Consider the following 26,499-nt stretch of genomic DNA (forward strand, 5'->3'; position numbering starts at 1 on the left):
CGGCCAACCCTTTGCACATGCTGATTTGGGCTACCGCATGGGCGACCTGAATCGGAACACTCATGACTCGCCTCATAAAATCTAAAAACAGGAGAGACGTCATGCGCACCCCCTACTACGCCCCATTACTTTCGCTGGTTGCACTCTGCACATTGGAGCCGCAGGCGCAGGCCTATGAGTTCTACAACGAAGACGATGGCGCAACCGTCCTGAATGCCGACCTCTGGGCGGGGTTTGGCTGGTTCGGCAGTGAAAAGAACTACCTCGCCAATCCTGAGAAGGAACCCGGCAGGATGCGATGGCAAGAAGGCTTCGTGAAGTACGGCGTAAACGGTACGACGGACAAGATCGGTGCAGGTTCGGTCTACGGTGGGTTCAGCCTGATCAGCACGGGGACATGGGGCGATGGGGACGCGGGAGCGATCACCGCGGGAAATGAGAGAGAAACCGCTGTGGAAGATGCCTACCTGGGCTGGAAGTCAGGGGATCTGATTCCGGCCTTGGGCACGGACGGCGTTGATTTCTCTTTTGGCCGGCAGATCGTTACGGTGGACGGCTTCCTGATTACCGATGATGGGTTTGCCCCCGGGAACGCTTTCAACCCCATCGAGGGCGTAGCGGATGGCCGATTCAATCGCGGCGGTGCCTTTTACCTCGGCCCGCGGTTGGCGTTCGGGAATACGGCAGTCCTGAAGCTGGGCGGTACTCAGGGCCTTCACGGCAGCCTGATCTGGTTGAAGTCGGATAATCCCGGGCAGTCCAAGACTGAAGTGGCGGCCGCTACCGTCGACTACACGACGCCCATCGGCTCGATCGGTTCGACGTACGTGCGCGGCCTGGATGTCGAAGAGCGATACGTCTTTGGCGATCGGGGGGAGCGCAAGGGCATGGACATCTACAGCATCCGTGGCCAGGGTAATGCCGGCATCGAGAATGCGGATTTCGCGTTCGAAGTGGCGCGTCAGGAAAAGCGGTCGGGATCGCAGCGGGCGATGTTCTTCGACGCGGGCTACACCTTCGCCGATGTCAAATGGCAACCGACCGTGAGCTATCGCTATACGCGCTATTCCGAAGGCTGGGACTTCCTGTTCCAGGGCGGTTTTCGTAAACGCTACCAAGGTGAAGTCGGCGTGAATTACGCAGGTTCAGTGACTTCGAATATGCAGATCAATGATGTACTGCTCTCGGTCATGCCGACCGATAAGTTGACGCTTAACGCCATGGCCTTCGACTACCACCAGCTTTCCCGGCGGGGGGAGCAGGACTTCAGCGCACGCGAGTTCGACTTTTTCCTCGATTGGATGGTGACGGACAACATCACGCTCTCGCCCCTCGTCGGCTTCTACAAGCCCGATAAGTGGCTTGGAAACGGTGGCAACCAGAGCGGGAGTGCGTCGACGAACACCTACTTCCAACTCATCGCCTGGGTGAGTTTCTGAGCTGCCATCCACGCTGGCAAACACCGTGGAGCGCATGCTGATTTGGGATGTCTCCCCCAACGGAGTGCTTGCATATCGTCCCCCTTGAATCAACCACACCCACGCGCCTGGCACAGGCCGTCACGCACTTCAACGGTGGCGGTTTCGGGATGTCAGTCACTACCAACGTGTAGAAAAAGACGCAGGTCATGCCTATGAAAATGCTCCCTCTTGCTCATGCAGTCATCGCGCTGCTGGCCATCCTGGCCGCCGCAGCGAATCCCTCGTTCGCCATCGCCGCAACGCCCAGTGCAACCTCCAGCGCGGCCCAACCGAAAGCTGCACCGCCCGACATCAGCGGATTGTGGATGCCGGTGGGGAGTTCCGTAGACCCCCTCGTCAACAGCACCGGTGCCGATAACCCCGACACCAATGTCGGCCCTCCATTCGGCACCACGCCGGAACTCAAGGGTGTCTACCTCGAGAGCGCCAAGAAGCGCACTGAAGCCCTCGCCAAAGTGGGCAGCGAGTTCAAGACCTCGTGCAAGGTGCTGGGCATGCCAACGAACATGGTCGGGCCCTACGCGGTAGAGATCATGCAGACGCCGACGCAAATCAACTGGGCGCAAGAGTTCCTGCGTGAGACTCGTCGCATTTACCTCGATGGGCGCGCCCACCCCAATCCGGAGGAAGCGCCGCCGACGTTCGAGGGTCATTCGGTCGCACGCTGGGAGGGAAATGTGTTGGTCGTCGAGACGACCAACATCCGGCAGGAAACCACGTTGGGCGAGTATGGGCATGCCGACGACTCGCTCGGCCACGGTCCGCGCATGATCATCAAAGAGAGAATCTTCATCAACGACCAAGGCCTGCTGCAGGTGGACGGCAGGGTCGAAGATCAGGATGCGCTGGTCAAACCATGGCAATGGGCGCCGCTGATTTTCCGCCGTGCGCCCAAGGGGGGCGAGTTCATGGAGTTCGTCTGCGAGGACAGCAATAACGAGTCGATCGATCCCGTGACGGGCGCGGAAATCACGACGATTCCCGAGCGACGGAGCCTGAACCAAGCGGACAATAATAATCAAGGAGACACGAAGTGAATCTCAAATTCATGCTGTTCAGTTTGGCGTTCCTGGGCTTGCCGGCACCTGTGGTTTTTGCCCATCACTCCTACTCGGCCTTCGACATGTCGAAGCTCGTCACGATTGCCGGCACAGTGAGTGAGGTGCAGTTTAAGAATCCTCACGTTTGGTTGTTCGTCGATGTGCCGGCCGGGGATAAGAGCGAGACCTGGGCCATCGAGGCCGGCGGCCCGAATATCCTGATTCGTCAGGGCTGGATGGCCAATACGCTCAAACCGGGTGACAAGGTCGACCTGCAGCTCGCGCCGATGAAGGACGAGATGAAGACGGGGGGAGCCCTTCAGGCGCTGCGATTGCCCAATGGGAAAACTATTGGAGTCTGGAAATGAAGCCCATGGGCGAGGTTTGGTTGCCCAGGCTTTCCATGGCGGCTTTGCTGGTACTGACGACGGGCACGCCCGTCGTCGCGCAAACGCCATCCATGCCACAAATCTCCCCGGTACCTCCCAGTGGCCGGTTGCCTCTCGCGTCCGCGTCAAGGCGCGGCACGGAGTATGTCGACCTCGAACGATTGGGGTATGTAGAGGAGGAGTACTACCTGCTGGGGCTCGCGCCAGCGATCACCGCTTCTGGCGAGCACTTGTTCGACGCGCCCTACGTGACGCGTTTTCTTATCCGCAAACCCAAGGATCCTGGTCGCTTCAACGGCACAGTCGTGATGGAGCCGTTCAGTTGGATGGGTGAACGCGGCGCGGGCTGGATCCTCACCCGCAACTACCTGATGCGCAAGGGTTACGCTTTCGCCGGCTATACACTCAGCATCAATCGCCCGGCGAACGACCCCAAGACACTGGATTGGGATCCCGAGCCCCGTAACTTGAACCTGGACTTCATGCGGCGCTACGACTACAAGCGCTACGCACCGCTCGGCAGCTACTACGACAGCGACCGGTTTCGACGCGGCAGCGGTCCCGATCAGTACCCGCCCCAGGCGCAGGGCATTGCTGCGCAACTGGCTTTGCTGCTCAAGTCAAACCTTGAAAACGGTCCCACACAAGGGCTCGACGTCAAGCGCATCTATGTCAATACCTGGGCAATCAATGGGCAGCTCTGGCTCGATTATCTCGATCAGGGCCGTCACCAGCAGTGGCGCATGCCGGACGGCAAACCGCTGATCGACGCCTATATGACGGGGCACGTTGTATATGGCGACTTGGGGGGCGAGGTGCTCAGGGTGCCGCGCAAAATCCCCATGGATGCTCCGTTCGTGACGGTCTACAGTCAGACGGAGGTGGTGCACGATGCCAGTCAGGAGATCGCGCTACCGTCAGATACGGACCAACCGAAGCTGCGTTACTACGAGGTCGCGGGCATGCCGCACCTGCGTCTTGTCGATCAGGGCTCCGACGGAACGGAGCCGCACCCGGCTGATGGCGACAAGCGCAACGATCCGCAATGCCAGTCCCTCTATGACGAGCCGGTGGAGACGGTCGTGTCCGCGATCCTCGACGCGATGGATCGCTGGGTGCGCGAAGGTGTGCCGATGCCCAAGGCTGAACGGGTCGGTCGCGAGGGGAAGAGCGTTGCCCGCGACTCGCAGACCGGCAACCTGCTGGGAGGTGTACGTCCGCCGTGGATCAAGGTGCCGAGCGCCACCTACCTGACCGATCAGGAAACCGGCTGCGGCTCAGCCTACGACACGAAAGTGCCATATTCCGCGCAGCGGCTGAAGGCGTTGTACGGCAGCTATGCAAATTATGCGAGTCGTTTTGAGGCCGCCAAACAACAGGCGATCAAGGAAGGCTATTTGCTGACGGAGGATGCGGTATTCGTCAAGCCAGTCGCTTTGCCAGCGGACTTTACCGGGCCTCTGCGGTCCGAGCCGTGAGTGAAGGCGTTGGCATCTTTTGCCAACGCCTCATCAAGTCACAGCATGCGGCGCAGGACGTCGCTTCGAGGGTCCCGGTCGAAGAACCGGTGTTTGAGGGCGCCGACAATATGCACCACGATCAGGCCGAGCAGGGTGTAGGCGAGCACTTTATGCAGCCATTGGAAGACGACGAACCAGTCGTCATTTTTCCCAAGGAGCTCCGGAAGGTTTATCCCGAAAAAGAACACCCCGTCACTCATCGTGTAAGTGCTCGACATCGAATAGCCCATCAACGGGACAATCACCAGCAGTGCATACAAGGTGCGGTGCGCAAGCCATGAAGAAACTCTCTCGTAGCGCGCCAGCGTCTCCGGCGGTTGCGGCAGCCTGGGGGTGCGCACGCGCAGGATGATCTGAATCAGGGCCAGCAGAAACGCCAGCACCCCAAAGGATTTGTGCCATGGGTAATAGAGCTCATATTTGCTCGCCACTTCGTCATCGAGCCCGGTCATGTGCCAGCCTGCCCAGAGGAGGCCGGCGATGAGCACGGCGCGCACCCAGTGCAACATACGCAGGGACGTCGGATACCGATCAATTATTGTTTGATTTTCCGGATTCATCGCGGTCTCTCCATCGATCATCAAGCCATCGAAATGCACGTTTTGGACGGCCACCCTCCACGACACAGGGCCTTGGAGGGTGGTCCGGTCAGTGCGGTTTTTTGTTCTCAGTTGGGTAGCAATACGGTAATGACTTTCTCTTCGGTATAGGCCAACGCGCCGCTAAATCCGCCTTCACGGCCAACGCCACTGGACTTGACGCCGCCCCAGGGCAAGTTGGCGTCCAGCGGGCTCCAGCAGTTGATGCCCACGGCACCGGCCTTGACTGCTGCGGCGACGCGGTGTGCTCGCACCAGGTCGCTTGTCCAGACCGTGGCCGCCAGGCCGTAGTTGGAATCGTTGGCCAGTGCGATCGCCTCGTCCTCGCTGTCGAACGTGATCACCGTGCCGACGGGGCCGAAGATCTCGTCCCGGGCGATCGCCATGTCATTGCTGGCATTGGCGAAGATCGTCGGCCGGACAAACCAGCCCCGTTCAGGGCTCGATACGCCGCCGGCCAACAGGGTGGCACCTTGGTCTATGCCCAGTTGGATGTAACGGTTGACGCGATCCAATTGCGCCTTCTTGGCCACCGGTCCCATCTGTACGTCGGGTTGCCGAGGGTCACCGACCTTGACGGCTCGCGCGGCATCGGCAAGCGCTGCGGCGAAGCGATCAGCGATGTTGCGTTGGACCAGGATGCGCGAGCCAGCCGCGCAGATCTGTCCCTGGTTGGCGAACAGGCCGAGCGAGCAGCCGAACAGCGCGTCCTCGAACGAGGCGTCGTCGAAGACAATCTGTGGGCTTTTGCCGCCCAGCTCCAGTGCCACGTGCTTGAAAAGCACGCCGGCGGTGCGCTGGATCTCGCGTCCGGCCTCGGGGCTGCCGGTGAAGCTGATCTTGGCGACGTGCGGGTGCTCGCACAAGGCGCGTCCCACCTCGTTGCCGTAGCCGGTGACCACGTTGATCACGCCGTCAGGGAAGCCCGCTTCCTGAGCCAGCGCCGCCAGGTGCAGGGTCGACTGTGGCGTCTCTTCCGAAGGCTTGATGACCACGGTGCAGCCGGCCGCCAGCAAAGCGGCGAGCTTCCAGACTGTGATCATCAGCGGCGAGTTCCAGGGAACGATGGCGCCAACCACGCCCACCGGCTCCCGGATCGTGTACGAGAGGGCCTTGGTGCCGAAGTAGCCGCCGGTGGGAATGGTGCGGCCCTCCAGCTGGTTGGCCCAGCCGGCGGCGGCGCGCAGGTTGGCGATGGCGTTGGGTACGTCCAGCCGGCGCGGCTCGATCGGTGAGCGCCCGATGGCATTGGCGTCCAGGTCAGCCAGCACGTCGGTGTCGCGCTCCACCAGGTCCGCCAGCTTCGACAACAGCCGGCCACGCTGGGCGCCGTCGAGCTGGCTCCAGGCGCCACCTTCAAGTTGGGTGAGTGCCGCCGCTACGGCACGGTCCACGTCCTCGACGGTGCCGCGTGCGGAGCTGCCGTAGATCTGTTCTGTCACGGGGTCGACGAGTGTCATGCGACGGCCGTCGGAGGCCTCGAAGGACGCGCCTTCGATGAAGTGGTTCAGGTGTTGAGTCATTTTGCAGTCCCTGATTGATGTGGAGTAGTCGGGGTATGCACACCTCATCCCTTGAGGGAGGCCAGGGCGTCGCCAAAGATGTCCAGTGCCTTGAAGAACAGCGCGCGCGAGATCGTCAGCGAGGGCATGACGCGCATCACGTTGCTGTAGCGACCGCAGGGAATCATCAGCACCCCGTGGTTCAACAGGTAGCCCATGAGTTGGCCGATCTTGTCCGGTGCCAGTGGCGCCTTGGTGACCGGGTCCTCGACCAGCTCGATCCCGATCATCAGGCCGCGACCACGGACTTCACCGACCAGCGGGCTGTCGAAGCCACGGATACGTTCCTGCGCTTGCAGCCCCAGCGTGTGGGCGCGGTTGAGCAGATCGAGCTCCGGGTCCTGGAGGATGCTGATGTTGGTCAGCGCCACGGCTGCGGACAACGAGTTGGCGGCGAAGGTGTTGGGCATCGATCCGTCAGGAATCTTGGCTGCCAGGTCTGAACGCATGATCAGGCCCGCCATCGGCAGGTCGCTGCCGATGCCCTTGCCGAAGGTGAGCATGTCGGGCTTCACGCCCGAGTGCTCGACCGCCCACATCTTGCCGGTACGCCCCGCGCCGGACTGCACTTCATCGACGATCAGCAGCGCGCCGCTGCGGTCGCAGGCCTTGCGCAACAGTTGCAGGAACTCGGGTGAGGGGGGCACGTAACCGCCTTCGCCCTGCACCGGTTCGACGATCACGGCGGCCACGTCATCGGCGGCGGTGTAGGGGGTGTTCAGCAGGTAATCCACGTAGTCGCCGGCAATCTGCTCGGCGCTTTTGTGCGTGGTGTCGAAGGGGAAACGGTAGGCATAAGGGTAGGGCGCATGAATGACCCCGCCCATCTGGGCGCCATAGCCCTTGCGGTAGGCCGTGCCTGTGGTCAGCGCACCGGAGGCGTTCCACACGCCGTGGTAGCCGCCGTGGAAGGCGATGATCTGGTGCCGTCCGGTGACGCGTTTGGCGAACTTGATCGCCGCCTCCAGCGCATCGCTGCCGCTTTGCGTGAAGAAAGTGATGCAGTCGCCGCGCAAGCCGTCGGGTGCGATCTCGGAGAGCTTGGCGGCCAGTTCGGTGCGCCGGGTGCTGTTGACTTCCAAGGCATGCATCAGCACTTCGGATTGCTCGCGAATGGCCTGCACCACCTTCGGATGGCAGCGGCCTACGCTGCTCACGCCCACGCCAGCGGACAGGTCGATGTAGGTGTTGCCATCGGCGTCCTTGAAGGTCGCGCCGAAGGCCCGGTCCATGGCGACGGGCATGCGTCCGCCGCCGCGAGCCATCGACTCGGTACGTGCCGACAATGCCAGGGCCTCGGTGGCCCTGGGGCCAGGAATGGCGGTGTTGATCCGCGGGGCATCGGCGAAATGGAGGGATTCTAGTTTGGCTTCACTCATGACGGTCTCTCAGGATGTCGGTTTCAGTGTCCCGATCATCCTCGTGGCCCGTTCCAGGCCGGTAGCCCGAATCGGCACATTGGGCGGGCCGCCTCGAGCGTCAGCACCAGAGCACTGCCATGATCAAAGAGAATTTGCATAATTCTCTTAATGTGAGAATATCGCGCAACAAGGCATTCTAAGAACAAGAATATTGGCCGAGGCTCTCGTCATCATGAAAAATCAGAACATCAGCCATTTTCGTGACATCCACGTCCACGCCGCCACCGTCCAGGAGTGGAATCAGGACTACAACCAGCTAACCGCCGGTACGGCCGAGAGTTCGCTCATCCAGTTGACGACGGGGCGTTGCCACGTATTCCGCGAGCAGATCAACCAGCGCGTGGTGCAGCATGGCGTGGCCCCCCGAGGCAAGATGTGCTTTGCCGTGCCGATCACCGTCCCGGGTTCGATTCGGATGCAGGGTCGAGAGGTGGACGAGAGCAGCCTGTTCTTTCTTCATGGCGGTGAGGAGTTCATGTTCCACATGCCGATGGGCATGGAGCTGCTAGCCATTACCTTCGAACGCGAATTGTTCGAACAGGCGTTGGCGCAAACCGCGTCGGCCAAGGAAATCAGCCAGTTACTCCGCCAGCCAGTGATCAGGCTCCCCCCGCAACGCTACGCTGACGCTCGACGTCGGATGCTGGCTGCATTCTCCCAGGCGCTCTCGAACGAAGAACTCGACAATGGGCAGGACCGGGAGCTGGCATTTGAACAGGCCATGCTCGACGAGTTGCTGCAACTCATGACTGACCCGGCCTGTGACAAGCAGCAGCGTTCGCCAAGCTCCACGCGCAGCTTCATTGTCGAGAAATGCCATCGCCTGGCGACCGCGGAACTGAACAACGTGCCCAGCGTCGACGAGTTGTGCCAGCGACTCCAGGTGAGTCGACGTACCGTGCAGAACAGTTTCCGCTCGGTTGCCGAGACGACCCCGATCAATTACTTGCGCTCCGTGCGGCTCAACGGTGTACGCCGGACCTTGATGACCACCCAGGCGTCGCGTCTTTCGATCGGCGATGCCGCCGCCCAATGGGGTTTCTATCACCTCAGCCATTTTGCCGCGGAATATCAGGAACTGTTCGCCGAACTGCCCTCTCAAACCGCGCGCGCTGCCATCAGCGGTTGCGTGCTTGCTTGAATATCTGCCTGCTGCACTGCGCACGGGCTGGCTTGATTTCACAAGGATGTAGAAACGATGAATAGCCTTCGCCGCCTGCTCAGAGTCTTCGACTTGTTTCGCCCTGAGCAGCCGGTCATCGATGTGGACATCATTTGCCAGGAGCTCGGCTACACGCCTGCCACCGCCTATCGTTATCTGCGCGAGCTCGGCGACGCGGGTTTCTTGAAGCGGTTGCCGCGCGGCTACGCACTCGGCCCTCGAATCGTCACGCTGGAACATCAGATGGCGAACTACGATCCGTTGCTGGCGTGCAGCCGGGACCTGGTCGACAGGTTGGTCGACGATACCGGCCTGGATGCGCTGGTCAGTGAGTGGCATGGCGATTCAGTGGTCAACGTGCTGATCCAGCGGGGTTCCGATGTCGGCCCGGTCGGTGGCGACAGGGGGCGCCCGATCGACCTTTTCCACAGTGCCACCTCGCGGGTCGTGTTGGCGTATCTGCTGCCGCGCCAGATCCGACGCATCTATGACGCTCACGCGATCCCGTCCGGATTGTTGCACCTGGGGTTGGCGTGGAAGCCGTTCACCAAGAGCCTGCTCGCCATCCGCAAGCAGGGCTACTGTATCAGCGAAAGCGAGTTGCACCCGGGACGCAGTGGCGTTGCGGCGCCGATCTTCGACGAAAAACGGCGCGTCCTTGGAAGCATGACCCTGGTCGGGCGCAGTGAACGGTTTCGGGCGTTTCAACCGGGCTACCTGTGCGACCTGGTTACCGGCGCGGCATCGGAACTGACGGCACGTATCGCCTTGCAATGAGGGGGTAGGGGGGATGGATGATGACCCGTCCGGTTTTTTCCGAGCACAGGTCTCTTGTTACCGATTTGGGATAGTGGGAGGTTCAGGGAGAGGCATAGGATCGAATCCAGCGTGCGACAAGAACAATAACGCCATCCGGTGACGGTGAGCGGTTGACTGCATCGATCCTACAACGCCTGCCTCATACAATAAGGTCAAGAAAACATGAGTGTACCTCTCCCGGTCAACAGCTCCACGGAGCTCAAGCGTGGGGCCCTGGGTGTCGGCTTCATCATCTTCTTCGTGGTTTCGGCGGCGAGCCCCTTGAGTGTCATCGCCGGCGGCTTTCCCATTGGCATCATGCTGGGCAACGGTGCCGGCACACCGGCGTTGCTGATCCTGGCCCTGCTGGTGTTACTGGCGTTCTCGGTCGGCTACACGACCATGTCCCGGCACGTCACCAACGCCGGCGGCTTCTATGCGTTCACCTCGCGCGGCCTGGGTGGCCTGGCCGGTGGGGCGGCGGGAGTGCTGGCGATGTTTGCCTACAACATCCTCCAGGTCGGCCTGTATGGCATGTTCGGTGGGGTGGTCAGCGGCACGATGGAAAGCGTGTTCGGCCTGGTGTTGCCCTGGTGGTCGTACTCGCTGATGGCGATGGCCAGCGTTGCGATTCTCGGCTATCGCAAGATCGACCTGTCGGCGCGGGTGTTGTCGGTCATTGTGATCGCCGAATATCTGGCGATCCTGCTCCTGGACTTCGCCATTCTCAGGACCGGCGGCGACAGTGGCATCAATCTCGACGCGTTTGCGGGCCGCCACGTGTTCAGCGGCACCCCGTCGATCGGCCTGCTGTTCTGTTTCGCCGCGTTCATCGGCTTCGAGGCCACTACCATCTACGGCGAAGAGGCCAAGAACCCGCAACGTACGATCCCGATTGCCACCTACTGTTCGGTCTTGCTGATCGGTGGGTTCTACGCACTGTCGGTCTGGTCGATGGTGATTGGCGTCGGGGCGGACAAAATTGTCTCCACGCTTCAGGCCTTGCAGGACCCGACGACCTTTATCTATGGCATGTCCGATCACTTTGTCGGCCCGCACCTGACCCAGGTCATCCGCGTGCTGTTCATGGTCAGCATCTACGCCGGGCTGCTGGCGTTCCACAATGCCGCGGCCCGTTATTTCTACGCCATCGGGCGTGACGGCTTGCTGCCCAGCCGGTTGGGGACCACCCATCGCGTCCATCAGAGCCCGCACATGGGCTCGGCGCTGCAGAGCTTGATCTCCGCCGTGGTCGTGCTGATTTTCGCCGCGATGGATGCCGATCCGATCCTGCAACTGTTCGCCTGGCTGTCCAACCTGGCGACGCTTTGCGTGATTTTGCTGATGGCGCTCACGTCCGCCGCAGTATGGGCCTTTGCCCGGCGCCACCCCGAGCTCAAGCTGGGGATCTGGCGTGGGCGGATTTTCCCGGGGTTCTCTTGCATTGCGCTACTGACGGTCCTGTTTATCGCGGTGGTGCATTTCGATGTGTTGACGGGCGCGAGCAAGACCTTGTCGTACGGCCTCTGCGCCATCATTCCCGCAGCCCTGCTGGCTGGCGTGTTCCTCGCGGCGCGACTGCGCAAAGTAGCGCCGCAGCGGTATCGGGTGTTAGGCAGTCACAAGCTATAGGCGCCTGCGCAGTATCGATGGCGCTTGACGAGGATAAAGCTAAGCTCACTGATTCCTGCGTTCCAGTGCCCCAGCGGTCTGTGTGCCAGGCTGGGCCGCAGATAGCAGAGGAGTCTTGCGATGACGCTTCCACGAGCGTTGGCATTCGATGTGTTCGGTACCGTGGTTGACTGGCATTCAGGCATCGCACGTGAGGCGAGTACATTCGTGTCGACCTACCTGCCCACGGTCAGCCCCGCCGAATTTGCAATGCAATGGCGCCGGTTGTATGCGCCAGCGCTGCGCGAGTGCATCAAGGGGCATGGAAGCTTCGTCGTGCTGGACACATTGCACTACGAGACGCTGGTCCAGTTGTTGACGACTTACGGCCTGGAAGTCGACCAGCTTGCCCCCGAGGCATTGCACACGCTTGCCCATGCCTGGCGTCGCCTGGACCCGTGGCCTGACGTGGCCGAGGGCCTGGCCCTGCTGCGCCGACGCTTTGCGGTGGTGACCTTGTCCAATGCCAATGTGGCCTTGATGATCGCCATGAACCGCTACAACGGTTTGCAGTGGGACGCGCTACTGGGGGCGGAGTTCTCGCAAACCTACAAACCGGATCCTGCCGCCTACCTGTCCACGGCAAGGGCGCTGGATCTCAAACCCAATGAACTCTGCCTGGTGGCCTGCCACCACAGCGATCTCGCGGCAGCCAGGGATTGCGGGCTGATGACGGCCTATATCGACCGGCCCATGGAATATGGCGGAGCGCCTGCACCCGATGCCGCCGACGCCCAGGATTGGGATTGGCAGGCGGATAGTTTCATCGATCTTGAACATAAGCTCTAGCTGCTTGAGGGGCTGTTCAGGTGGAATCGGGAACAGTGCGTTTGAGCCCGGATGCAAACGACATGACCCCCTAAAGGTGGTAGCGCGATTGCACCCATTGTTGGATTTGTTCCAATGCTTTCCCGGGGGCCAGGGTGCTGTCCGTTTCAATGAGGCGTGTCTTGTTGGCAAGCACATCGTCCCGGATCACATGGCGGAACCAGTTGGAAAAATCGCCGGCCTTCAAATGTTCGCAAAGAGCGACATCGGGCAGTTGTATCGAGAGGGACAAAAACTCCGTCAGGTTCGCGGCACTTTTGCCTAGGGCTGGAAAGTGAAAGGCATGCCATGCGCCTACATTTCCCGAGACGTACTTGCCGCTGTGCCGATGGTGCTTCTGGTCTGGCTGGACCTGGTCGAGCAACACCACTTGTTCGCCTTCTCGTATATTCCACAGACAGCCATGTTCCAGGCCTGGTGAACGCCCTGGAAAGGCGGGCCCGCTGTGTTGTATGCGTTTGGCGAACTGTTCGACCAGTTCCCGGGCAGTGCTGCCCAACGTTACCAGCACGTCGACCTCCTCAAGGAGCGCCGGGCATACCTGATCGAAGTTCAGGGCAACAATGATTGCCCCCATGTTGCCGAGAAAGCCGGGTGCCCAACTGGCACAGTGGGGAAGCATGTAGTGTGCTTCGTCGACGATCAGCCAATAGGGTCGGCCCGAAACGTTGCGAAGATGCTGGATTGCGGGCAATAGCTCACCAAACAGTTGCACCCGCGCTGCCGGATCCAGGGCCAGGGCGCTGACCACAACGTTAAGCCGCGCCTGTAGAAGCAGTTGTACCGATTCCTCGGTCGTCGGGGGCGTGGTCAGGCCTCCCACCGTTACCGCGCCGTCGAGGGTCAGATAGTCGCCTTCCGGATCAATAATGCAGAAATCCTGGCGAGCCTGGACCATTCGTTCTGTCAGCCAGGTAATGAAACTGGATTTGCCGGAGCCTGAGTTGCCAACGACCAGCATCACCGACTCCGCAGGCAGCCAGGCGTTGTTCGCATCAACCGTCTGGCCCAACGGGACCCCGGTGCGCTCGATGGGTACCAGCGCGGCGTCTTTTTCCAGCAGCATCTCCACCAGCTCGCAGACCCCGCGGCCATGGTCTTGGCTGAGGCAAACGTCTGCGCTGGACTTTATCGACGCAATGGCATTGTTCACGGCCGCGGCACAGCCACAGATCGATAAAAAGGCGTGGTCGTTTTCCGCATCACCCACGCCCACCACGTTCAACTCACAGATACCCAGTCTTCGCAGAGCAGCACTCAGGCCCGACGCTTTGTTCACACAAGGAGGCAGGACCATGATCGCATCCTTGTTGAACGTCATTTGCCACTCCAGGCCGAGTTCGCGGATGCTGCTGAGCACTGTGTTTTCAAACGGACGCCACGTGGCGATGACTGATCGGCCGATCGACAACGGCGAGACCCCTTTGTCACGTAGGCTGGCCACCAGTTCGGTCGAAGCTGGATCAGCGATGAGTTCTTCGGTGTCCGTGACGGGGTCGTACAAGAGCGCGCCGTTTTCGACGATCACCAGGTCAAACAGATCAAGGTTTGGAAACTGGTGCTTGAGCGCTTGCAGTTCCCGGCCGGTCACCAGCAGTAACTTGCGGCCGCTCTCTTTGAGGCGCGTGAGCGCTGCACAGACCTGCGGCGGGACGTTGCCGTTTTCGGCAATGGTCCCGTCAAAATCCATTGCCAAGGCTAAGAAGTGCATGCTCTCTCCAGGCTCGGTTTAATCGGATTTCGTCCAGTCAGGATTCGGTCGGTGAACCAGAATGGAATCATTCCTGTTCTGCATGTTGTCAGCGATGCAGCGACAGGCTGGGCATGCCGTTTCCTGCAAATGCACCATTTTCCGCCAGGAACGTGGCGATCAGGCCGGTGCTGTCGAGCACCTGCAAGTGTTGCGTGACGCAGTCGAGCGGCAGGCGAAACGGCACAACGGTGTCTGTAATCGCGATGTGTTCAAAGATCGGCGGGTCGAACAGTTGAGGGCCAGTGGTAAACAAACCATGGGTGGCGGCGGCGAACAAACGTGTGGCGCCAGCCTGCTGACAAGCCAGGCCAGCACGTTTGAGCGTGTCCCCCGTGCTGATCAGGTCATCGAAAATAATGGCGGTCTTTCCGGCAACATCGCCGATCAGCAGGGTGCCCGTGAGCGTGGTATGGGCACGGTGCTTTTCCATCAAGGCGCTGCCGACCGTACGTCCCAGTTGCCGCTCCAGGGCCTGGCGAAAGTGTTCAGCGCGCTTGGTCCCCCCCGAGTCCGGAGACACCGCCACCACGGCGGCGTCGCCGACGCGTGGCGCGAAATGCTCGGCGAACAGTTCCGCGCACTGCAGATTCCATGCAGGCAGGCGAAATGCGTTATCGAACGCGGCTGGATTGTGCACGTCCAGGGTCAGCAGGCGATCCACGCCACTGGCTTCGAAAAACGACGCCACGTAGCGAGTGATGGTCGGGTCTTGAGGCTGGCTGCGGCGGTCCTTGCGCCCGTAGCAGAGGTAAGGTGAAACCACCTGCACCTGGCGCGCGCCGGCATCCTTGAGGGCTCCGCAAAAAAACAGCAGGCGACACAGCTTATCGTTGGCGCTCTGCCGGCCATCGCCATACAAGGAATGGAAGACTATGACCTCGCGCCCGTTTACCGGATCCAACGGGCGACACTTGTGTTCGCCGTCTTCATAGTCACGTTCCTCATGGCGTGCCAACGGGCAGCCAAGCCGTTGAGCGACGCGAGCGGCATAGTGCTCGCTACCTTGCAGGGCAAAAAGAAGCGGGGGCAGGGTGAGCATGCAAGACTCCTCTGAGGCTGCCGGCAAGGCGCCTCATTTCAGTGGCACGTATCCATGTGCATTTTTGCCATTGCGAGCCTGCCTGGCTCGCCGGCCTTGATCGAGCGCATCCTCAACGGGCCGCGCCATGGCGCACCACCTCAATGCAATACTCCTCTTCGAAGGGCGGCACATGGCATTCGACGATGTCATCGGCGGCGACCTGCAAATGTATGCCAACAATGTCGGCCCGAATCGGTTGCTGGCAGATATGCCGGTCCACCAGTACGGCGGTATGGACGCGACGAGCCCCCAGTTGCGCCAGGTAGGCGCAAGTGCGCAAGAGCGAATGGCCTTCGAAGAGCACATCGTCGACCACCAGCAAGGTGGTATTGGCCAGGTCGAGACCGCCCAGGGCCGGGTTTTCGGTCAATTGGGTGTAGGTATGCAGCACTTGCAGGTCGTCGGCGTAGCGCTTGACCCGGAGCGGGTAAAGAGGCAATTGCGGCTGGCCGGTCCGATGCGCAATGTACTCGCGCAACCGTTGCGCCAGTGGTTCGCCCCGGCGCTGGATACCAATCAGTGCCGCGTGAGTCGGGGGCAGGAGAGTCGCGGCCTTGCGCGCCATTGCCTGCAGTACGTCATCCAGCTCGTTGCTGTCATACAGGCGCACCCGCTGACTTGCCAGTAGGACCGTCATCGCCTTTCTCCTGTCGGTAAACCATGGGTCAGGTACCCAGGCACTGCACCGTTGTGCCTGGGTTTCCAATCAAGTTAATCCGGTTGTCATTGACGAGATTGACATTGATCAATCGCGGTCCAAACAAAGACCGGTCATTGACGAGGGCGAACCGCCACCCCTCCCAACGCGCATGCGTCGTTGAATGCCCGGCCGACGAAAGTAATTGATATATATCAACGCCACGGGTGCCCTGACAGAGGATGGTGGATCTACAACGAAGGTGCCCGTTGCAGCGGCAGATACGCCAGTGGCCCGCCGTGGCAGGCAGAGACAAACGTGCAAGTTCCATGGAGTCCGATCATGAGCCAGTATCAACGGTTATTGCTGATCATCAACCCGGCCCTGCGCCACTCCCATGCCTTGGGACACGCCGCAGCCTTGGCCAAGGCCAGCGGTGCGAGCTTGCACATCGCCGCCTTGATCCCTTCCTGGAAACTGTTGTCACTGCTTGAAGAAGGTGACCGGGAACAGGCGCGCGAAGGCTACCTGCAAGACCATCGCGATTGGCTCAAGAACCAGGCGAATCACCTGCGCGACACAGGCATCGACGTGACGACGGAGGTGACCTGGGCCGATGATATGCAGCAAGACATCCTCGATCACGTCGCCGAAATGCAGCCTGACCTGCTGATCAAGCAGGTGCAGCACGAATCAGCGTTCAAGCGGGCCTTTCTCACCCCGCTGGACTGGCGCTTGCTGCGTCACTGCCCGGTACCGGTGTACCTGCTGAGTGAAGGTAACCTGCCCTTGCCGCGCAAGGTCGTGGCGGCGGTCGATGCGTCCAATACCCTGGCACGGGACAACGAGCTCAATGAGCGGATCATCCAGCAGGCATGCGGGCTCGCCATCCAATGTGATGCCGAGTTGCACTTGCTGTACGCCTGCGACATCTCGATGGTGTACATGGGCGATATGGGTGGCGGCGGTCTAACGCTCTCGGACCTCGGCGCGCAGTTGCGCAAAGAACATGAAACATCCTTTTTCGACCTGGCTGACCGATATGGCGTGGCTGCTGAGCGACGTCATTTCATTGAAGGGCACCCTGTGGCGGTGTTGAGTGCGTTCGCCGATGAGCAGCATATGGATGTGATTGTGATGGGCAGGGTCCAGTCCCATGGCCTGGAAAAGCTTTTGGGCAGCACGACGGAACATACCCTCTACCAGGTGCCTTGCAGCGTTCTAGCCATCTAGTGCGGCCAGGATCGTCCATAACGAAGCGACAGGCATCATTGCCTCAGGAGGTTCCCATGATTCAGAGCCCCTCATTGCAAACCACTTTGCCGAACCGCACCGAGGCCGGTCGACGACTGGTGGAGCCCTTGCTCAAATACGCCAACAGACCTGACGTCATCGTCCTCGCCTTGCCCCGTGGTGGCGTCCCGGTGGCTTATGAAGTCGCTACCGCCCTGAATGTTCGCCTGGACCTGATGTTGGTGCGCAAGCTTGGCATCCCATCGCACCCGGAGTTCGCCATGGGCGCCATTGCCAGCGGTGGCATACAAATCCTCAATGACGACGCGCTGCGGGTGCACCCGATCGACCGCGCCAGTTTCGAGGCCGTGGTCGCCCGGGAAACGCAGGAATTGTCCCGGCGCGAACAGGTTTATCGAGGAGCCCGCCCGCCGTTGCAGCTCAAGGACCAGGTCGTGATCCTGGTCGACGACGGCCTGGCAACCGGCTCCTCCATGATGGCTGCGGTCCATGCGGTACGCGTGCAGTCCCCGGCGCGCATCGTTGTCGCGGTGCCGGTTGCTCCGCTGGAAACGGTCGAGGTTTTGCGCAGCGAAGTGAATGAAGTGATTTGCCCGCTCATTCCCGAGTGGATGATGTCGATCGGTTATTGGTATTTGAATTTTGCCCAGACTTCGGACGAAGAAGTCATCGATCTCATGCACCAGGCCTGGCAGCGGGAAGCGTCGAGCGGTTGCACGACGGAGCATGTTGATGCTTGAACCTCAGTCTCTATCCATCGACCTGCCAGGCGTGGAGTTATCGGCCGATCTGCGTTTGCCGGCGAACACCCGCGCCCTGGTGATCTTCGTACATGGCAGTGGCAGTGGTCGCGCCAGCCCGCGTAATCAATACGTGGCCAATGTCCTGGCCCGTCGTGGCCTGGGGTCGCTGTTGTTCGACCTGCTCACCGGGCCGGAGCAGCGCATGGACAATCTGACCGGGGAGTTGCGTTTCGATATTCCCTTGTTGGCCAGGCGACTGATCCATGTGATTGACTGGGCCCGCCGCGACCCTGACCTGCGCGCGCTGCGAATCGGTCTGTTTGGCGCCAGTACCGGCGCAGCAGCGGCTATGGTGGCGGCTGCCGAGCGCGTGGATGCGGTCGCGGCAGTGGTCAGCCGGGGAGGGCGAACCGACCTGGCGGGGCCGGCGTTGGTCAGGGTGGAGGCGCCGACCTTGCAGATTGTCGGTGCACAAGACCCACTGGTGTTGGGCTTGAATGACCAGATTCGCCGGGTCCTTCGGTGTGAGCAGGCATTGGAAGTCGTGGCGGGTGCCACGCATCTTTTCGAAGAGCCCGGCACCTTGGAGGAAGTCGCCAGGCTTGCCGGCGACTGGTTTGAGAAATACCTGCTGGTTTCCAAGCCCTCAACAAACTGCCTACCTCCTCATACGCCAAACGGATAGGTTTCGTCCTCCGGTTCCAGTTGCTGGTTTTGCGGCAGGGGCAGCGCCGTGACCGGCCTGGTTTGCTCGAACCAGATCATGGCATCGAATTGTTCGGCCAGTACCGACTCGAAGTAGTGACTGAAACGCTCGCTCTCGGGGCGGTAAATCACCCCGATGGCCCGTTCCAGCAAAGGGGTGGACAACACGCGTCGCAGTTCTTTTCGCTGCGGATCTCGCCAATCGGTCAGGGACGCCGCGACCCCGGCTTTGAGGAACTGATGTTCCCAGCTGTCCGGCCGGGAAGGGCGAATGTCCTTGATCCGCATCTCACCGTCCCAGTCATCGGCGGCAGCCACCTGGCCGCTGTCGGTGGCCATGCCGATCAAGACGGCGTCACGCCCATAGGTGCTACGGCACAGTTGACCGATGTTGAACTGCCCCTTCCAACCCATTTCCGTGGCGCCTGCATTGCCGATATGGGAGTTGTGCGCCCAAACCACTGCCTTGGCATGCGGCCCTCGATGTTCGAGTAAGGCACGCAACGTCTCGAACATGTGTCGGTCCCGCAGGTTCCAGGAGAGCGTCGATCCTCGATAAACCGCGCGGTAATACTGTTCCGCCGCCACCACCACCCGGGCGTTCTGCGTCGCGTTGAAGAACGCTTCGTCGTCGCGGATGAGCCCGGCCAACTGCTCGGCCAGCATGACGTTGAGCTGCTCGACCACCGCTTGTTCGCAGGGCATTACACCGTCGCGCTCGACAAAATGACCATACAACGCGGGATCATCCTGCCACGGAGTCAAGCAACCATAGCGTCGCCGGGCTTCATGGGCCAGATGCGGATCGACCCGTTCCAAATAGCTCAGCACCTCATGAATGGAGTTGCGCAGGCTGTAGACGTCCAGGCCACGGAACTCGACTCGTTGTTCGGCAGCCAGCGGGTGATTGTGTCCATGCAGCCAACGGGTGAATGCCTTGACTTCGCTGTTGCGCCACATCCAGGTCGGGAACCTGCTGAAGATGTGGCGTTTCCACGCCGAATGCGCCAGCCCCCGGACGTACTGGTCGACATGACCGGCATCCGGCCAGTCGGCCTCAACCGCCACGATATTGAATCCGTGACGCTCGATCAGCCGTTGGGTAATCGCCGCCCTGGCTCGATAGAATTCACTGGTTCCATGGCTCGCCTCGCCGATCAACACCACGCGCGCGTCGGCGTAGCGATCGAACAGTTCGGCAAAGCCGGGTGAGTCCAGGTCCGGCAGTGGTTCAGCGTATTGACGCAGCAAAGGGGCTATGTGGGCTCTATCAACGTGATATTGCCGACCGTAGAGCTTTTCCATCAGTTTTTGCGAAGGTGAGTTCATGAACGTCATCCCTCAAAGTTGAGCACGCAGGCGGAATATCAAAAAACCCTGAGAAAAGGTGATGCTGTTCAGTTCAAGAGTAGATTCAGCTACTTGCTTAAGTGACAGCGTTGCAGGGGCCAAGGGGTTCTTACGGGCTACAGTTTCAGGCGATCAGCAAATGATCTTCCACCTTGTTGACCCCCGGTACAGACCAGGCGGCCCGTTCCGCGATCTGACGTTCACGCCACAGATGCACTCTGCCTTCAAGCTTGACCACACTGCCTTCGACCTTGATTTGAATCGCCTTGGCGTCGATTTCGGCATTGCGCTTGAGCGCTTCTTCAATGCGCCTCTGGATATCGGCCACGGCCACCTGGGGACGAAGCGTGAGTCGGTTGTCCACGCCGACCACGCCCGAAAGCTTGCGTACGGCCCGTTCTGCCGTTTCCTTCTGGTACTGCCAGTCCACCTGGCCTTCCAGGCTGATCCAGCCGTTCTCCACGATCACCTTGACGGCGCCTATTGGAAGATCGGAACTCCAATCAATGATGTGCAGCGCGCGAGTGGCGATGGCGTCATCCGTTGTGCCGGCCACCTTGTTCAGTCTTACCTGGAGTTCTTCGGCCACTGCGCGCACGCCCTTTACTGCCTTGACGGCACGTTCGGCACTGACTTTCTGGGCGTAGTCGCTGACGTGGCCAGTCAGGGTGACAACCCCATCGTGTACGGCAACGCCAATGTCGGCGGCATCGATACCGGGCTGGAATTCAAGCTCTTCCAGGATGGTGTTGCGCAGGCTCAGGTCGCTCATGACGATGTCCTCGGTAGAAGGGGCAGGATTTGCCCGTTCCTCTTTTTTACCCTCGGTCAGCGTCAAGACATTGAGCTAGGTCAAGTGGGTAACAGTGCTCGCTGGCCGTTGATCGCTAGGATCGATAGGGTAAGGGTCATGTCCCGACGGGCAACGACACGAAAGCGGGGCGAGCCCTGGGCGCGCCGCCAGGATTCGCACAACGAGGCAGGCCAATCGTTTTTGAGGAAGTTTTTCTTATGCTCGATAAATGGCTGGACCCCGTTCTTTTGCTGTTCACCGCTCTGACGCTGCTGGCGGGGGCCGTTGCGCATGTTGCGCAGCAACCCGAATGGGCGTCGATATGCTGGGCGGCGGGCAGCCTGGTAATGTCTGGGGTCCTGCTGGTTGAAATCCTGAAGCGCCTGGCCCGGCGCGAGAGCGGTGTCGACCTGATCGCCCTGCTGTCGATCACCGCGGCTCTGGTCTTTGGGCAGGCCCTGGTAGCAGCGCTGATTGCCTTGATGCTGGCGAGCGGCCGAATCCTGGAGTTCTTCACCCGGCAACGTGCCGAGCGGGAGCTCAGTGCGCTGATCGATCGGGCACCACGTTTTGCTTGGGTGCAGGAGGAGAGCGGCTTACGCAAAATCCCCGTTGAGCAGGTCCAGCCCAATCAAACATTACTGGTGCGGCTGGGGGAAGTGATTCCGGTTGATGGTCGCTTGCTGAGCCCTGTGGCGGTTCTCGACGAGTCGGCGCTCAGCGGCGAATCGTTACCCCAGACGCGCCGGGAAGGCGAACACCTGTCCAGCGGGGTTTCCAATGTCGGTGCGTCGATCCTGCTCATCACCACACGCACGGCGGCGCAAAGCACCTACGCCGGGATCGTTCGCCTGGCCGAGGCAGCACGCCGTTCCCGTGCGCCATTCGTACGCCTGGCTGACCGTTATGCGTTGTTCTTCATCCCCTTGACGTTGCTGATGGCAGCCACGGCTTGGTACATGAGCGGCGATGCCTTGCGGGCACTGGCGGTTTTGGTAGTGGCCACGCCGTGCCCTTTGATACTGGCGGTGCCGATTGCCATCATGTCCGGTATCTCGCGGGCGGCGCGACGCGGAATACTGATCAAGGATGGCGTGACCCTGGAAGCGCTGGCCGGCATTAAACAGATATTCCTCGACAAGACCGGCACCTTGACCAGCGGGCATGCCCGCTTGCAGTCGATCGAGACGAACGGCCCCATCGATCCGCAACGCCTGCTTGGCCTCGCCGCTTCGCTCGCGCAGGCTTCGACGCACCCCATCTCCCAGGCCATCGTCGACGCGGCGCATCAGCGCAAACTGCAGCTCTGCGTCCCGCAAGGGGTAGAGGAGAGTCCCGGTGCAGGGCTGTCTGGGCAGGTCGACGGCGTACAGGTGCGTTTTGGCACGTTGGCGTTTGCCAGTAACGATGCGCCTGTGACCGACTGGGCCACCACCATGCTGCGCCACATGGATTACCAGGCATGCAGCGCAAGCTTCATCGCAGTGGATGGCGAGCTCGCTGGCCTGCTGGTCTTCCTCGACACGGTTCGGCGCGAAACCCCGCAAACCCTGCGTCGACTGCGCAATAGAGGGATTGAACGGATCGTCATGCTCACCGGGGATCGCCTGGAAACTGCCGAAATGATTGCCCTGTCCGCCGGGATAGATGAACTGCGTGCCGGGTTGACCCCCGAGGACAAAGTGCAGGCTGTACAGCAGGGTTGCCAGCGCGCCAGCACATTGATGGTCGGTGATGGCATCAACGACGCCCCCGCGCTGGCGGCGGCCAACGTTGGCGTGGCGATGGGAGCCAGCGGTGCCACCGCTTCTGCACAAGCGGCGGGTGTTGTGTTGCTGGTCGATCGCCTCGATCGTCTGGTCGAGGCATTGGACATCGCCCGGCATACCCGTTTTATCGCCCGCCAAGGCGTGCTGGTAGGGATGGGAATGTCCTTGCTGGCCATGGCGCTGGCGGCCCTCGGTTATCTACCGCCGTTGATCGGTGCCGTGGTGCAGGAGGGCATCGACGTGGTGATCATCGTCAACGCCTTGCGCGCCTTGGGGCCGTTCTGGGCGCAGGGGAAAAGAAAGCTGGCCGCTGAGCATATTGATCACCTGCAAGCTGAACACCAGCAACTCGGTGCTCTACTGAGCGATCTGCATCGACTGGCCAACGACTTTGCCCGACGACCGCCTGAGCAGGCGCGGACTGACCTGTCGGAGTTGGTCAACCACCTGCAGACCTCACTGGCGCAGCATGAGCGCGAAGATGAACAGACACTGTATCCACTGCTGGTGCGAAACATGACAGGTGAGGACCCGCTATCGGCCATGAGCCACGTCCACCGGGAGATTTTTCGCCTGATTCATTTGCTGGCACGCATGAGTGACGACTTCAGTTGCGCCCCCGCCACGGCAACTGCCGATGAGATCCAGCATCAACTGATCCGCCTGGACACCTTGGTGCAACTGCACTTTGAACAAGAGGAGGAGCTGTTTCGTTATCTGGATTGGCGCTAGCGATTCAAGCCGGGAAAAAAGACTGTGCTCCCCCTGTCGCATGCAATGCACGAGCAATTGCGAGCTCGCGCCCTGGCAGTGATCCTGCGTGGAACCTGGTGACTCTCGGTGGCACAGCCCTTTTTAAATGGGCTGTTTGGCCTGCCATACAGGATGCCTGATGGGTGTTCTACTGATGCATCTCCGTCACGGACATGGTGAACACCAACTTGGATCTGCCTGCGTTGGAATAGGAATGTGGTACGTCGGTCTTAGCCACTGCAGAGCTTCCCGCCGGGATGACTAGCTCCGTTTCCCCTACCAAGCATTTCAGCGTGCCTTTTTCCACATGAAACAGTTCAAGCGTGCCCTGAGGGATGCCCCCTGTGAAGCGAAAGATTCGCCTTGGTGCATTTCCCCTGACACCTATGAATGATCAGGGTGTGGACGAAAATGCGTTTACCCGTCTTGTGCAGCAACTGGTGACGGCGAAAGTAGATTCCATTGGGGCTCTCGGGTCCACCGGAAGTTATGTGTATCTTTCTCGAAAAGGGGATGCCCCCTTGCAGGGGGCTGAGTCAGCCCCCTGCAGGTTAAACCCTATAACCAACCCTTGATCTGCGCGCGCAAAGCCTGGGTGGAAATACCGTAGCGATCATGCAACGTCGGCAGCGCGCCAGCATCGAGAAACGCGTCCGGCAGCGCTATTTGCCTGAACGTCGGCGTGACCCCATTGCGCAACAGCACGGTTGCCACCGCTTCGCCCAGTCCGCCAATGATGGAGTGGTTTTCGGCAGTCACTACCAATCGCCCCGGCTTCCTGGCCTCAGCCAGAATAGTCTGCTCATCCAGGGGCTTGATGGTGGGAACGTGAAGCACCGCGACATCCACGCCATCAGCCTGAAGTTCCTTGGCGGCTTCCAGGGCGCGCATTGTCATCAAGCCGGTGGAAATGATTAAAACCTCATTGCCCGTACGCAGGGTCTTGGCTTTGCCGATCTCGAATTTATAGCCATATTCATCGAGCACCAGCGGTACGTTGCCGCGCAGTAACCGCATGTAGACTGGCCCTTGATGCGCGGCAATGGCGGGTACTGCCTGTTCGATTTCCAGGGCATCGCAGGGGTCGACGATCATCAGGTTCGGCATGGCCCGGAAGATTGCCAAATCATCCGTTGCCTGGTGACTGGGGCCGTACCCGGTGGTCAGTCCAGGCAGGCCGCAGACGATTTTGACGTTGAGGTTTTCCTCGGCAATCGCCATGCAGATGAAGTCATAGGCCCGGCGCGAGGCAAACACCGCGTAAGTGGTCGCGAAGGGCACGAACCCCTCCCGAGCCATGCCCGCTGCCGCGCTCATCAACAGTTGCTCAGCCATGCCCATCTGGTAGAAACGCTCTGGGTGCGCCTTGGCAAAAATGTGCAGGTCGGTGTATTTGGACAAGTCAGCCGATAAGCCCACGATATCCTGGCGCTGGTCTGCGAGGGCGGCCAATGCGTGGCCAAAGGGCGCCGATTTGGTGGCCTGACCTTCAGCGGCAATCGAAGCAATCATCGCGGAGGTTGTCAGCTTTTTCTTCGGCGCCTCGGGCGCCTGAGCCGTCGTGTTGGTTGCGTTGCTCATAGGGTCTTGCCTTCTTCGAGGTTGTTCAGGGCCACATCCCATTCATGCTCGTCCACGCGGATGAAGTGAGTCTTTTCACGGGTTTCCAGGAACGGCACGCCTTTGCCCATCTTGGTATCGCAGATGATGACGCGCGGTTGTGCGGCGGGATGGCTGCGGGCCGCGTCGAACGCCTTGACCAAGGCGTCCAGGTCGTTGCCGTCTACCCGCTGGGTGAACCAGCCAAAGGTTTGCCATCGGTCAACGATGGGTTCAAATGCCAGCACCTCGCTGGAGTGTCCGTCGGCTTGCTGGTTATTGACGTCGACGATGGCGATCAGGTTGTCGAGTTTCCAGTGCGAAGCGGACATCACCGCCTCCCAGGTGGAGCCCTCATTCAGCTCGCCATCCGATAGCAGGTTGTAAACGAATGAGGCGGATTGCTTGCGCTTCAAACCCAGGCAGGCGCCCACCGCGATACCCAGTCCCTGGCCCAGCGAACCACCGGTGATTTCCATGCCGGGGGTGTACGCGGCCATGCCGGACATGGGCAGGCGGCTGTCATCCGAACCGTAGGTTTCAAGTTCATCCAGTGGAATGATTTCAGCCTCGATCAGCGCCGCATACAGTGCGATCGCGTAGTGGCCGATGGAGAGGTAAAAGCGATCACGCTGTTCCCACTCGGGGTTATCGGGCTTGTAGTTCAAGGCATGAAAGTACGACACGGCCAGCAAGTCTGCCGCGCCCAGCGCCTGACCAACATAGCCCTGGCCCTGGACTTGCCCCATGCGCAAGGCATGGCGGCGAATGTTATGGGCGCGCTGCACCAGAGTGGTGGACGAGACGCGAGATAATGTGACAGTCATGGAGTTCTCCGTTAACTCAACGATTGACCGAAGCGGCAGGAATACGCAGCACCAGACAGGCACCGATGCACAGCACACCGGTAATCAGGTACATGCCGATGGCGCTCGAACCGGTTGTGGTGGTGATCCAACCAATCAGGTAGGGCGAGCAGAACCCCGCGAGATTGGCAAAGCTGTTGATGCCGGCGATCCCCGCAGCGGCGGAGACGCCACCGAGCAATGTGGTAGGCAGCATCCAGAACAGTGACGACGCCGACAGCACGCCTGCTGCTGCAAGGCACAGGCACAACACCGACAGCATCAGGTTGGTGCCGAACACCGCCGCCAACGTGAGGCCCAGCGCGCCGGCAATCATTGGCCCGACCAGGTGCCAGCGGCGCTCCTGGTGCTTGTCGCCGCTACGCCCCATCAGCACCATCGCGACGATGGCGCACAGGTAGGGGAGACTGGTGAGCAAGCCGATGTGCATCGGATCGGCTACGCCTGCGTTACGGATAAGCGTCGGCAGCCAAAAGGTGATCGCGTACTGGCCCATGACCACGCAAAAGTAGATGCAGGCGAGAATCCACAGGCGACGGTCCCGCAGGAACGCCCCGTCGTCTGTTCGGTAACTGCTACTGATACTGAAAAGCTAACGTGAACAGAGGGGGCGCAGCGATTGTACGCATTCTTGGCCAAAAGCGGAGGTTTCGTAATGTTGCTTCGAGATTGACTTGTCCGGCCATCCACAGCACTATCCGCCCATGATTTACATACGCCGAATG

23 protein-coding genes and 1 pseudogene are annotated in these 26,499 nt (G+C 60.6%); 12 read left to right on the top strand and 12 right to left on the bottom strand.

Going from position 1 to position 26,499, the window contains the following annotated elements; genetic code table 11:
* Positions 1 to 101: 101 nt before the first annotated feature.
* The 4 genes from AB4O09_RS14910 to AB4O09_RS14925 all read left to right on the top strand — a co-directional run bounded on the left by AB4O09_RS14910 (position 102) and on the right by AB4O09_RS14925 (position 4,388).
* Positions 102 to 1,439: an alginate export family protein gene (locus tag AB4O09_RS14910; RefSeq protein WP_038858669.1), complete on the top strand. Its 1,338-nt coding sequence runs from the start codon at positions 102 to 104 to the stop codon at positions 1,437 to 1,439.
* A gap of 194 nt (positions 1,440 to 1,633) precedes the next feature.
* A complete protein-coding gene (locus AB4O09_RS14915) occupies positions 1,634 to 2,518 on the top strand; it encodes a hypothetical protein (protein ID WP_460108383.1) in 885 nt (294 codons plus the stop codon).
* Positions 2,515 to 2,889, top strand: a complete 375-nt coding sequence (locus AB4O09_RS14920) for a DUF6152 family protein (protein WP_028236820.1) — start codon at positions 2,515 to 2,517, stop codon at positions 2,887 to 2,889. The genes AB4O09_RS14915 and AB4O09_RS14920 overlap by 4 nt, the downstream gene beginning before the upstream one ends.
* The gene (locus AB4O09_RS14925; protein WP_363809131.1) at positions 2,886 to 4,388 is read left to right on the top strand and encodes an alpha/beta hydrolase domain-containing protein; all 1,503 of its coding nucleotides are present in this window, start codon (positions 2,886 to 2,888) and stop codon (positions 4,386 to 4,388) included. The genes AB4O09_RS14920 and AB4O09_RS14925 overlap by 4 nt, the downstream gene beginning before the upstream one ends.
* Before the next feature lie 38 nt (positions 4,389 to 4,426).
* Here AB4O09_RS14925 and AB4O09_RS14930 read toward each other — a convergent pair whose 3' ends face one another.
* The 3 genes from AB4O09_RS14930 to AB4O09_RS14940 all read right to left on the bottom strand — a co-directional run bounded on the left by AB4O09_RS14930 (position 4,427) and on the right by AB4O09_RS14940 (position 7,970).
* Entirely contained in the window at positions 4,427 to 4,990 is a 564-nt protein-coding gene (locus AB4O09_RS14930) for a cytochrome b (RefSeq protein ID WP_027911564.1), read from the bottom strand.
* A 107-nt stretch (positions 4,991 to 5,097) separates the two neighbouring features.
* Positions 5,098 to 6,552, bottom strand: coding sequence for an aldehyde dehydrogenase family protein (locus AB4O09_RS14935; protein ID WP_027911563.1), 1,455 nt, complete (start codon positions 6,550 to 6,552; stop codon positions 5,098 to 5,100).
* A 44-nt stretch (positions 6,553 to 6,596) separates the two neighbouring features.
* Positions 6,597 to 7,970, bottom strand: coding sequence for an aspartate aminotransferase family protein (locus tag AB4O09_RS14940; protein WP_003202261.1), 1,374 nt, complete (start codon positions 7,968 to 7,970; stop codon positions 6,597 to 6,599).
* 214 nt (positions 7,971 to 8,184) lie between these two features.
* Here AB4O09_RS14940 and AB4O09_RS14945 point away from each other — a divergent pair, with 214 nt between their 5' ends.
* From AB4O09_RS14945 to AB4O09_RS14960, 4 genes are all read left to right on the top strand, one after another.
* Positions 8,185 to 9,153 carry a helix-turn-helix domain-containing protein gene (locus AB4O09_RS14945; RefSeq protein ID WP_003202259.1) on the top strand — a complete coding sequence of 323 codons (969 nt, stop codon included), beginning with the start codon at positions 8,185 to 8,187 and terminating at the stop codon, positions 9,151 to 9,153.
* A 57-nt stretch (positions 9,154 to 9,210) separates the two neighbouring features.
* On the top strand, positions 9,211 to 9,951 hold the full coding sequence (locus tag AB4O09_RS14950) for an IclR family transcriptional regulator (RefSeq protein WP_003202258.1): 741 nt from the start codon (positions 9,211 to 9,213) through the stop codon (positions 9,949 to 9,951).
* A gap of 204 nt (positions 9,952 to 10,155) precedes the next feature.
* Positions 10,156 to 11,604: an APC family permease gene (locus AB4O09_RS14955; RefSeq protein ID WP_003202255.1), complete on the top strand. Its 1,449-nt coding sequence runs from the start codon at positions 10,156 to 10,158 to the stop codon at positions 11,602 to 11,604.
* A 120-nt stretch (positions 11,605 to 11,724) separates the two neighbouring features.
* Entirely contained in the window at positions 11,725 to 12,432 is a 708-nt protein-coding gene (locus AB4O09_RS14960; protein WP_013693459.1) for a haloacid dehalogenase type II, read from the top strand.
* Between the two features lie 70 nt (positions 12,433 to 12,502).
* Here the strand turns inward: AB4O09_RS14960 and AB4O09_RS14965 are convergent, their stop codons facing one another.
* From AB4O09_RS14965 to AB4O09_RS14975, 3 genes are all read right to left on the bottom strand, one after another.
* The gene (locus tag AB4O09_RS14965) at positions 12,503 to 14,182 is read right to left on the bottom strand and encodes an HAD-IIB family hydrolase (RefSeq protein ID WP_013693458.1); all 1,680 of its coding nucleotides are present in this window, start codon (positions 14,180 to 14,182) and stop codon (positions 12,503 to 12,505) included.
* Between the two features lie 88 nt (positions 14,183 to 14,270).
* Complete coding sequence (locus tag AB4O09_RS14970; RefSeq protein ID WP_003202248.1) at positions 14,271 to 15,263, bottom strand: ribose-phosphate diphosphokinase; 993 nt, start codon at positions 15,261 to 15,263, stop codon at positions 14,271 to 14,273.
* 112 nt (positions 15,264 to 15,375) lie between these two features.
* Positions 15,376 to 15,942, bottom strand: a complete 567-nt coding sequence (locus tag AB4O09_RS14975; protein WP_003202245.1) for a phosphoribosyltransferase family protein — start codon at positions 15,940 to 15,942, stop codon at positions 15,376 to 15,378.
* A gap of 342 nt (positions 15,943 to 16,284) precedes the next feature.
* Between AB4O09_RS14975 and AB4O09_RS14980 the strand changes: the two genes are divergently transcribed.
* The 3 genes from AB4O09_RS14980 to AB4O09_RS14990 are packed head-to-tail and all read left to right on the top strand — an operon-like array spanning position 16,285 to position 18,624.
* On the top strand, positions 16,285 to 17,175 hold the full coding sequence (locus AB4O09_RS14980) for a universal stress protein (RefSeq protein ID WP_013693456.1): 891 nt from the start codon (positions 16,285 to 16,287) through the stop codon (positions 17,173 to 17,175).
* A 56-nt stretch (positions 17,176 to 17,231) separates the two neighbouring features.
* Positions 17,232 to 17,936, top strand: coding sequence for a phosphoribosyltransferase (locus tag AB4O09_RS14985; protein ID WP_003202241.1), 705 nt, complete (start codon positions 17,232 to 17,234; stop codon positions 17,934 to 17,936).
* Positions 17,929 to 18,624 (top strand): dienelactone hydrolase family protein, encoded by a 696-nt coding sequence (locus tag AB4O09_RS14990; protein ID WP_028236823.1) that lies wholly within the window; start codon positions 17,929 to 17,931, stop codon positions 18,622 to 18,624. The genes AB4O09_RS14985 and AB4O09_RS14990 overlap by 8 nt, the downstream gene beginning before the upstream one ends.
* On the opposite strand, the gene AB4O09_RS14995 is transcribed toward AB4O09_RS14990, so the two are convergent.
* Complete coding sequence (locus AB4O09_RS14995; RefSeq protein WP_003202238.1) at positions 18,606 to 19,973, bottom strand: erythromycin esterase family protein; 1,368 nt, start codon at positions 19,971 to 19,973, stop codon at positions 18,606 to 18,608. The two genes, AB4O09_RS14990 and AB4O09_RS14995, sit on opposite strands and share 19 nt — an antisense overlap.
* Before the next feature lie 145 nt (positions 19,974 to 20,118).
* Entirely contained in the window at positions 20,119 to 20,766 is a 648-nt protein-coding gene (locus AB4O09_RS15000) for a BON domain-containing protein (protein ID WP_003202237.1), read from the bottom strand.
* A 239-nt stretch (positions 20,767 to 21,005) separates the two neighbouring features.
* Here AB4O09_RS15000 and AB4O09_RS15005 point away from each other — a divergent pair, with 239 nt between their 5' ends.
* A complete protein-coding gene (locus tag AB4O09_RS15005; RefSeq protein WP_039012117.1) occupies positions 21,006 to 23,288 on the top strand; it encodes a heavy metal translocating P-type ATPase in 2,283 nt (760 codons plus the stop codon).
* A gap of 169 nt (positions 23,289 to 23,457) precedes the next feature.
* On the opposite strand, the gene AB4O09_RS15010 is transcribed toward AB4O09_RS15005, so the two are convergent.
* The 4 genes and pseudogenes from AB4O09_RS15010 to AB4O09_RS15025 form a co-directional block, all read right to left on the bottom strand.
* Complete coding sequence (locus AB4O09_RS15010) at positions 23,458 to 23,616, bottom strand: cupin domain-containing protein (RefSeq protein ID WP_223524463.1); 159 nt, start codon at positions 23,614 to 23,616, stop codon at positions 23,458 to 23,460.
* 251 nt (positions 23,617 to 23,867) lie between these two features.
* A complete protein-coding gene (locus tag AB4O09_RS15015) occupies positions 23,868 to 24,890 on the bottom strand; it encodes a transketolase family protein (RefSeq protein ID WP_003202233.1) in 1,023 nt (340 codons plus the stop codon).
* Positions 24,887 to 25,735: a transketolase gene (locus tag AB4O09_RS15020; RefSeq protein WP_460108386.1), complete on the bottom strand. Its 849-nt coding sequence runs from the start codon at positions 25,733 to 25,735 to the stop codon at positions 24,887 to 24,889. Before AB4O09_RS15020 ends, AB4O09_RS15015 begins: the two co-directional genes overlap by 4 nt.
* 16 nt (positions 25,736 to 25,751) lie before the next feature.
* Positions 25,752 to 26,327, bottom strand: a pseudogene (locus AB4O09_RS15025) (MFS transporter); the annotation flags it as partial.
* Between the last annotated feature and the right edge of the window lie 172 nt (positions 26,328 to 26,499).

This window comes from Pseudomonas sp. H1_F01 (assembly GCF_054681425.1).